Source organism: Treponema sp. R8-4-B8, from assembly GCF_054786175.1.
On the sequence record NZ_BDHE01000357.1, the window covers coordinates 1 to 465 of the forward strand.

Consider the following 465-nt stretch of genomic DNA (forward strand, 5'->3'; position numbering starts at 1 on the left):
TCAATGGTGAAAACCTGTCTCTTATACACATCTAGATGTGTATAAGAGACAGAACCTTACCAGCTTGCAAACGAAATAGACTCTCTTATTTATATGTTTTCTTCGCCAAGCAATCCAGAGCATAAAAACTCCTTTTCGTAGGAATATTTTATTGAAATGGTAAAAAAATTGGACTGCGAAGACGAGCGGCAAAAATTCGCGGAACGTTTAAAAAGCATTGCTCCAGAAGAAATATTTTCCATCATTTACACCAGCGGCTCAACAGGAACTCCCAAAGGCGTTCCCTTAACGCAAAAAAATATGATTTTGCATTTGAAATCCATTTCGGAAATTTTCCCCCTAGACCCAGACAAAAACATACACATGAGCATTTTGCCTGTGGCGCACGTGTTTGAGAGAATGTCGGTTTATTATTTTTCAAGCATAGGATTGCCTGTTTATTTTGCAGACAGCCCAAACAATGTG

1 protein-coding gene is annotated in these 465 nt (G+C 38.5%); it reads left to right on the forward strand.

All coding sequences use genetic code 11. The annotated features are described in order from the left end of the window. Positions 1 to 156: 156 nt before the first annotated feature. The coding region (locus ACYVRA_RS08755) for an AMP-binding protein (RefSeq protein ID WP_461252331.1) at positions 157 to 465 on the forward strand (309 nt) is incomplete at its 3' end.